Raw genomic sequence first — 7,827 nt, 5'->3', positions numbered from 1 at the left:
GCGCTTCCAGGAGCTCGCTGGTGCCGCATCAGAGAACCTCCGCCCTGTTTCTCGGTGAGAGGATCACTGGCAAGCGCCGGGACTGACGGTCTCGGGCCGCGGAGCGAGGTAGCAGGGCCAGCCAGGGCAGGCCCCGGAGCGGTGCGGGGCGCGCTCGACCACGGCCCTGCACCGGGTGCACGTCGCCCTCTGCGGGTCATCGCGTTGTTCCACCCGGGCCGAGCCTTCGTGCTCTTGGTCCTGGTCCTCATCGACCGTGCCCGATGGTGCCCGGCCAGGGCTGTCGGCGTGCCGTGCTTGGATACGGCGTTGCCCTCAAGGGGGTGGAAGGGAGAGAACATGACGCGCACGACACCGCCGCGGCCGCTGGACATCACCGCTGCGTTTCCGGAACTCGCCGGCCTGGTCAGGACGGCCACCCGGCTGCACCCGACTCCCGGAGCGCCGACGGTCCACGACAGTTCGGTGGGCGGGCCCCTGCTGTGGCCGGCGGACGAACCCTGGCCGGAGGGCGAGCCGGGGTACCCGCCGGCCGAGCCCGTGCAGACGCTGGCGGACGTCCGTCAGGAGCGGGCCCTGCTGACCCGGGCGTGGGCGCGACCGAGCGGCCCGCGCGGGAACCTGCTGTCCGCACAGGAGAGCGAGACGCTGGACCGGCTGCGTGCCGGGCACGACCCCGCGCTGCTGCCCACGGGCCCGCAGCCGCTGATCCCGCTCGCACAGCTCTACGCCCGCGACGTGCCCACCCTGCCCTTCCCCGAAGGCACCGATCTGCTGCAGGTGCTGTGGGCACCGGGCTACGGCATCGAAGGATGCTCCGCCGACGTGCAACTGCGATGGCGCCGGACCTCGCACGTACAGGAGGTCCTGCGCACGCCTCCCGAACCCGCCTACGTCGAATGCGACGACCACGTACCGGAGCCCTGCCTGCTCCACCCCGAACCGGTACAGGAGTTCCCACCCGGCCATCTGCTCGACCGGGCCCTGAAGGAGCGCGTGTACGCCTGGTGCGCACAGCAGTCGGTGAGCTACCAGAGCGATCTGTCCGTCGCTCCCGGCTGGAAGGCGGGCGGATGGCCGGCCCCCTTCACCTTCCGCGACCCGGCCGACTCCGACGAGGACGAGGAACGGCAATGCGGCGAGTGCAGCGGACCCCTGGAGGCGCTGCTCACCATCGACAGCGGTGAGTGGAACGGGGCCAGTGGCAGCTGGCGCCCGGCCGAAACGACCATGGACACGGCGAAGCTCGTCGGGAATCCCTACCGGAGCCTGCACAATCCCACCATGATGACCATCGGACGGGGCTACACCCTGCAGGTCTACAGCTGCGTCAGCACGCCCTCGCACCTGCCGCGAACGATCATGCAGTAGCGCCGGGCACCATCAGGCCGCACCATGACTCGGCAGCTGCCCTACGACTCGACCACACACGCCACAGCCGTCTCGCCCCCACCGGCTCCCCCTCCGGGTCCGCGGTGCGCTTGCGCCACCACCTATCGCCCGCCGCGAGCACGGCCACGGAGGACGCTGCGCCGGTGGCCACGGCGGACAGCGTGCCCACCCAGCGCGGCAGTCAGCTCAGCGGCCTCCGGGTAGGTGCCTGCTGTACCGGATCCCCGGGGTCTACTACCCGCAGATGTTCACCCGAGGACGGGCTCGTAGGCCCCAGGCGTACACCCGCAACTTCACCCGCGACCTGCCACCCGGCTTCGGCACCCGGGGCTGCTCGCCGAGGGCGGCGTAGGGAACGCTGACCAGGCGGCCCGCTGTGCACCGGTGGAAGTGTCAGTGCCCCGTGGCACTGTGCGGCCCGTGATCAACAACCTTGAGGGCCTCGACGGCGTCGACTGGTCGTCCATGGGCCATGCCTACGGCCCGGCCGACGACGTGCCGCTGTGGCTGGAGCAGATGGCCTCGCCCGACCCCGGTATCCGGTCGGAGGCGTTCGGCAGCTTCTACGACTCGGCCCATCACCAGGGCGGCGTCTACTCGTGCACGGCGGCGAGCCTGCCGTTCCTGTTCGCGTTCGCCGACGATCCCCAGACACCCGACCGCGCGGCTGTCCTCCGGCTCCTGATCAGCATCGGCAGCTCGGCGCTGGACTGCGACCCCGACGACGTCTACTACGGCGCGTCCGGCGACGAGTCGACGCCCCATGTGGATGCCGTGCCTCGGATGCGCGAGCGTGTCGACGTCTTCGTCCGGTACGCGGCGGACCCGGATCCGCAGGTGCGGCAGGCCGCCGTCCCGGCCCTGGGACTCTTCCTCGATGACACCGAACGGGCGTTCGCGCTGCTGCGTGAGCGGCTGGCCGCCGAGGGCGGCACCATCGAGCGGCTGCTGGTCATCGAGACGGCCGCGACGCTGGCCCGGCGACTGCCGGCCGCGCTCGGCCCGGTGACGACCTGGCTCGCCGCCCTGGCCACGGACCCGGCGCTGGACGCCGACATCCGGCTCGCCGCCCTCGTCCACCGGGCCGCCCACACGCCGGAGGCGATCGATGCCGCCCTCGTCCCGACGGCCATCGACCTGCTCCAGCAACTCACACCCGAACCGGCACCCGCGGGCGAGGGCGAGGGCGATGCCCGGCCAGCCGACTGCCGGCACTGCGCCTACGCCGCCGAACCGGCACCGGGCCTCGCGTCGCAGCTCGCCGCCATCATCGCCAACCCCGACCGGCACGACCGCGCGCACTCCCCCACCACCGAACTGCTGACCACCCTCCACCGGGTGCTGGACGCACGGGTCCCCGAACGCACGGCCCTGCTCACCGCCCAGCTCCGCAGCCCCGACCGGGCCACCCGGTGCGACGCCATCGCCATGGCCATGGCCCTGATCGGCTCCTGGCGCGGCAACCACACCACCCTCGTCCGGCTGCTCGCCGACTGCCTGCTGCCCCACGACCCGTACACGGCCGCCGAAGCCGCCGAGGCCCTCGCCGACCTCCCCGCCGCCCTCGCCGAACCCGCACGCGAGGCCCTCGCAGCCCTCGTCCAAGCACACTGCGCCGCTCACGGGCCGAACATGCGGGCCCGATCGCACCCGCCGCTGCGCCGGACGCGGCTGGCGGCGGTCACGGCGCTGGCCCGTCTCGGTGACGAGCGTGCCCTGCCCGCTCTGCTGACCGCGCTGGACAATGACACCGACGCCTGGCACGCCGTGCAGGCTGCCGGCCACCTCACGCAGGCCGCCGGGGAGCTGCTGCCGAGAATGCTCCGGCGCCTGGCCGACGCGGACTTCACGCAGGACTGGTACTGGCCGGAAATCTGCGCGCTGGTCGCCGCCCTCCGCCGGCCCGGCGACCTCGCAGCTGTCCCCGCACTGACCGCAGCCCTCACCGCCGCCGTCGACCAGGAGCAGTGGCGCGCCGCCACTGCGGCTCTCTCCGCGCTGGCCCGCTTCGGGACCGACGCCGCCTCGGCCCTGGGGACGGTCCGGCCGCTCGCCGACGCCGAGGACCTGGACCTGCGACTCGCCGCGGTGGAAGCCCTGTGGGCCCTCGAACAGGATCCCGCGGATGCCGTGCCGCGGCTTATCGGCCTGCTCGACACCGACAAGCAGGAGGACGCGGCCGACGTCCTCGGCCGGATCGGAGCGCCAGCGGCCCCGGCCCTGCCCCAGCTGCGGCAGATGCTCCACGCCGGGTACGAGTGGACCCGGGTCCACGCCACCGCCGCGATCTACGACATCGCCGGCCCGACCGAGACGGAGGCCGTCCTTCCGGCGCTGCTGGAAGCCTGGGAGAGCAACGACACGACCGCCCAGCACGTCCTCGACTGCCTGTAGCGGATGGGCCCCGCCGCCGCCCCCGCCCTTCCCCTGATCCACGCGGAACTCGCCCTGCACCGCCGCAGCGGCGGCGACTTCAAGAGCATCGAGAAGGACGAGGCACTCCAGCGCGCCGGCCGGGCGGTCATCGACCAGCTGACCTGACGCGGCCCTGGAGGGCACATCTGTGGAGTTTCGAGGAAACGGTACGGGCACTTCGCATGCCGCCGTCAACGCGCTGATCCATGCAAGCACTCGTGCTCCGTCGGCTCACTGAGGCGACCGGAGAGCACTGTGGTCTGCCGCCTTGGCCGAGGCCCGCTCCCCGGCTATCGCAGGTCCATGGGGCGGTTCGCGCATGCCCTTGCCAATCTGGGCATTCACGTCAGCTCCAGGGGGCACTGGGCGTACCGTCCGGCTCCAGTCCGTGTGGCCACCGGTTCTCCACCTGGGAGATCACGTAATGGCCGGTGTCGGCGGCTTGTCGGTAGAGGGCCTCGGCGCCTTCCCGATCACCCGCCTCCTCCCGCAGCCACGCCAACCGGCACAGGGCGTAGGGGCTGCCGTTCTCGGCGGCTTGTCGGTAGACGGCGTCGGCGCCTTCCCGATCACCCGCCTCCTCCCGCAGCCACGCCAACTCGGCCCAGCCCTCGGTGCTGCCGTTCTCGGCGGCTTGTCGGTAGAGGGCCTCGGCGCCTTCCCGATCACCCGCCTCCTCCCGCAGCAGCGCCAACCGGCACAGGGCGTAGGAGTCGCCGTTCTTGGCGGCTTGTCGGTAGAGGGCCTTGGCGCCTTCCCGATCACCCGCCTCCTCCCGCAGCCACGCCAACTGGAGCAGGACGTAGGGGCTGCCGTTCTCGGCGGCTTGTCGGTAGACAGCGTCGGCGCCTTCCTGATCACCCGCCTCCTCCCGCAGCCGGACCAACTCGGCCAAGGCGCCGTCAACACCGTTCTCGGCGGCTTGTCGGTAGAGGGCCTCGGCGCCTTCCCGATCACCCGCCTCCTCCCGCAGCCACGCCACCTCGATCAGGGCGTAGCGGCTGCCGTTCTCGGCGGCTTGTCGGAGGAGGGCCTCGGCGCCTTCCCGATCACCCGCCTCCTCCCGCAGCCACGCCAACTGGATCAGGGCGTAGCGGCTGCCGTTCTTGGCCGCTTGTCGGAGGAGGGCCTCGGCGCCTTCCCGATCACCTGCCTCCTCCCGCAGCAGCGCCAACCGGCACAGGGCGTAGGAGTCGCCATTGTCGGTGTCGATGGCTTGTCGGTAGAGGGCCTCGGCACCTTCCCGATCACCCACCTTCTCTCGCAGCAGCGCCATCTGTTGTAGAACCCAGCCATTGTCGGTGTCGATGGCTTGTCGGTAGAGGGTCTCGGCGCCCTCCTGATCACCCGCCTTCTCCCGCGCCCATGCCAGACTCACCAGGGCTTCGGGGTGTCCAGCGTCGGCGGCTCGACGCTGGAGGTGGTGTGCCCATTGGTCGCGGCGTCTCGTGCTGGCTGCCTGTGCCAGGTTATTGAGGTCGTCGGGATGGGTGAGGTGGGCGTGTGCGGCGTACCAGAAGGAGGCGGGCGGGCACAGCCGTCGGCGGGTGTTTCGGCCGTGCTGTTCGAGGTAGTCGGCGAGTCGGTAGGTCGGCCCGAGTATCGGCCCGGGTGTCGAGGCGGGGTGGGAACCGCTCGGGGGGTGGAGTGGTGGGTGTTCGGCGCTGCGTCGGAGAGGGGCTTGTTTGCCGTAGACGGGGCAGGCAAGTTCCGCGTAGGCGGCCTCGGCCCAGTCCTCGGTGAGCTGCTCGCGGTCGAGGTCGGTGAGGTAATGGGCGGCAGCATCGGTGAGGAACGCCTGTGGGAGGCGCAGGCCGACGCCGAGGCGACGGGCGTCCATCGCGGCTTCCAGCAGGGCGCGGGCGGCGGGGCTGGCATTGTCGTAGCGGCGCAGGAGTTCGGGGGCGCCAGCGAGATCCTGGGCGAGGCGGCCGCTGTCGCGGGTGCGGGTGAGGGCGCCAGCCAGCAGCCGGTCGCCGTCACGGGCAAGGGCTGTCGCAGCACGCAGTGCGTCCTGGTCGAAGGTGTCGGCGATGGTGACGGTGCGCCCGGTCAACAGTTCCCGAACCCGGCTGTACCGGTCCGGGCCTGCCGGAGCGGGGAGCGCAGTGTACTGCGTGAGGTACTCCGGCCACAGGGTGCCCAGAACCAGAACCGGGCCCCGCGCGGGCTCGGTGAGCAGGGTGTGGAGGGCGGCGGCGATGCGCTCACCGTGCTGGGGGTCACCGAGGTAGTGCTGGGCCTCGTTCAGCCACACCACCGTGTGCGGTCCCACCCGTTCAAGGTCTGTGAGCGCGGCGTCGGCCCGGGTGGGGTCGAAGGGATGCCACAGCACCCATCCATAGTCGGCGAGGGGCCGGACCGCCTCCCAGCACGCCCTCGTTTTACCGGTCGAGGACGTTCCGACCAGCACGGCCATCCGACTGCGGCCCTCGACCGCCTCCTCCACGATGCCGGCCAGGATCTGGTCATGCGCGCGGAGGACATAGCCGGGCAGCGGGGTGTCATCCTGCGCACCGGTGTTCCGTCCTATGGCCGTCCGGCCGGTGCCGGCCGGGTGGACCTCCAGGTCGAGGGGGTCCCATTCCCGGATCGGTCTCCCCGGATGCTGCCCGGCGGTGACCTGTTCGTCGACATCGGCAGGTACCGGACCTGGATCGGCGAGGGCCTCGCGTCGAAGGTCCAGCAGTTCGTCGGAGGGGAGGCGTAAGGCGCGGGCCAGCGCCACAACCGTGGCCGCCGACGGTACGGGCCCGCCAGCCCGGAAGGCCTCCTGCACGGTGGTCCGACCCAGAGCTGACCGGGTGGCGAGCTGGGTCTTGTCCAGGCTGGCAAGAGCGAGCCCGTCGTTCAGCCGCCTGCGCAGCTCGGCCAGAGCGGCCGGTCGGCCGGTGTTCTCCCCGTTCGGCATCAGGCGCCTCCCGGTCGTGCGCGTTCGCCGGTGGTCACCATTGTCCGCGCCGAACCACGGCGGACACCACTCCCACGAGACTCGGTCACATCAGCGTCCCTTCCGCGATGGGAGATCACCGTGACTGCCTCCCCCACTGTCCTGCTCGCCACCGGTCTGGTCGTCGTGTGCGCGATCCTGACGGCCGCCGGTGCGGGTGTTCTGGCCCGCCTCGACGGAGCCAGCTATCCCGCGGCCCTGATGCGCGCGGGCACCACGTTCGCCGCCACGCTCACCCTCGCTGCCACCGTCACCGGTGCCCTCGTCGAGGTGCTCCCATGACCGGGCCGCTGCGGGTGGCGGTGAACAGCCGACGCCTGCGACTTGGCCGGTTTGCCGGGGCGGTCCCAGCGAGGGCCTTTTCAGCACTGTTCTAGACCGCCGCCAGCGGGGCCCACCCTCCAGGAGCCCGCGCGCCTCCCCGAACCGTCCCCACCCACGTCAGCCACCCGCGGCCGGGAGGGGACGGTCTAGGTGATCTTCTACAGCCTTTGAGTGCGGAACATCGGCGCACGCTGAACTTATGGTCCGGCAACGGCCTTCGGATCAGCCCCAGGGGGCACTGGGCGTACCGCCCGGGTCCAGTCCGTACGGCCACCTAGCCGACATGGGAAGAGGTGCTCTCCGGTGTCGGCGGCCTGCCGGTAGAGGGTCTCGGCCCGCTGTCGGTCGCTGCTTCTTCCCGCGTCCGCGCCAGGGCGATCAGGGCGACGGTGCTGCCAGCGTCGACGGCCCGCCACCGGATCATCGCAGGTCGAGGCCTGACCGGGCAGGTCGACACTGTGCTGGACAGGGAAGGCCCGCCTCGGAAGGGGCGGGCCTGAACGGCTTGCAGAAAGTCGGAGTCGCAGCACGGGTGGAGGGACTTGAACCCCCAGCCTGCCGTTTTGGAGACGGCTGCTCTGGCCAGTTGAGCTACACCCGTAAAGCCCGGACACACCTGAGCCGGCAATACGCCGGAACCAGAGCTACGGGCTGTCGGCAACGGGTGAAACGAGGGCCACGAACGGCGGATCAAAAGCGGGCCGGTCTGCGATCTCTTGATCATCCTGGCTTCAATGCTCGGAGGT

5 protein-coding genes and 1 tRNA gene are annotated in these 7,827 nt (G+C 71.4%); 4 read left to right on the top strand and 2 right to left on the bottom strand.

The window, feature by feature from the left end; translation table 11 throughout:
* Positions 1-339 precede the first annotated feature (339 nt).
* From ACWEQL_RS39175 to ACWEQL_RS39165, 3 genes are all read left to right on the top strand, one after another.
* The gene (locus ACWEQL_RS39175; protein WP_452155842.1) at positions 340-1,371 is read left to right on the top strand and encodes a hypothetical protein; all 1,032 of its coding nucleotides are present in this window, start codon (positions 340-342) and stop codon (positions 1,369-1,371) included.
* 441 nt (positions 1,372-1,812) lie between these two features.
* On the top strand, positions 1,813-3,786 hold the full coding sequence (locus ACWEQL_RS39170) for a HEAT repeat domain-containing protein (protein ID WP_452155840.1): 1,974 nt from the start codon (positions 1,813-1,815) through the stop codon (positions 3,784-3,786).
* 3 nt (positions 3,787-3,789) lie between these two features.
* Positions 3,790-3,933, top strand: coding sequence for a hypothetical protein (locus ACWEQL_RS39165; RefSeq protein WP_452155838.1), 144 nt, complete (start codon positions 3,790-3,792; stop codon positions 3,931-3,933).
* Positions 3,934-4,153: 220 nt separating this feature from the next.
* On the opposite strand, the gene ACWEQL_RS39160 is transcribed toward ACWEQL_RS39165, so the two are convergent.
* Positions 4,154-6,718: an SEL1-like repeat protein gene (locus ACWEQL_RS39160; protein ID WP_452155836.1), complete on the bottom strand. Its 2,565-nt coding sequence runs from the start codon at positions 6,716-6,718 to the stop codon at positions 4,154-4,156.
* Positions 6,719-6,838: 120 nt separating this feature from the next.
* Between ACWEQL_RS39160 and ACWEQL_RS39155 the strand changes: the two genes are divergently transcribed.
* A complete protein-coding gene (locus ACWEQL_RS39155) occupies positions 6,839-7,039 on the top strand; it encodes a hypothetical protein (RefSeq protein WP_452155834.1) in 201 nt (66 codons plus the stop codon).
* 569 nt (positions 7,040-7,608) lie between these two features.
* Here the strand turns inward: ACWEQL_RS39155 and ACWEQL_RS39150 are convergent.
* Positions 7,609-7,682, bottom strand: a tRNA-Trp gene (locus ACWEQL_RS39150).
* Between the last annotated feature and the right edge of the window lie 145 nt (positions 7,683-7,827).

The sequence above is a fragment of the Kitasatospora sp. NPDC004240 genome (assembly GCF_053603215.1).
The sequence above is the reverse complement of the archived record's forward strand: the minus strand, read 5'-3'. Positions and strand labels throughout refer to the sequence as shown.

Bases quoted from the DNA above. Each gene is read 5' to 3' on its own strand.
- ACWEQL_RS39160 (WP_452155836.1), bottom strand. From the start codon at position 6,718: ATGCCGAACGGGGAGAACACCGGCCGACCGGCCGCTCTGGCCGAGCTG.
- ACWEQL_RS39175 (WP_452155842.1), top strand. From the start codon at position 340: ATGACGCGCACGACACCGCCGCGGCCGCTGGACATCACCGCTGCGTTT.
- ACWEQL_RS39165 (WP_452155838.1), top strand. From the start codon at position 3,790: ATGGGCCCCGCCGCCGCCCCCGCCCTTCCCCTGATCCACGCGGAACTC.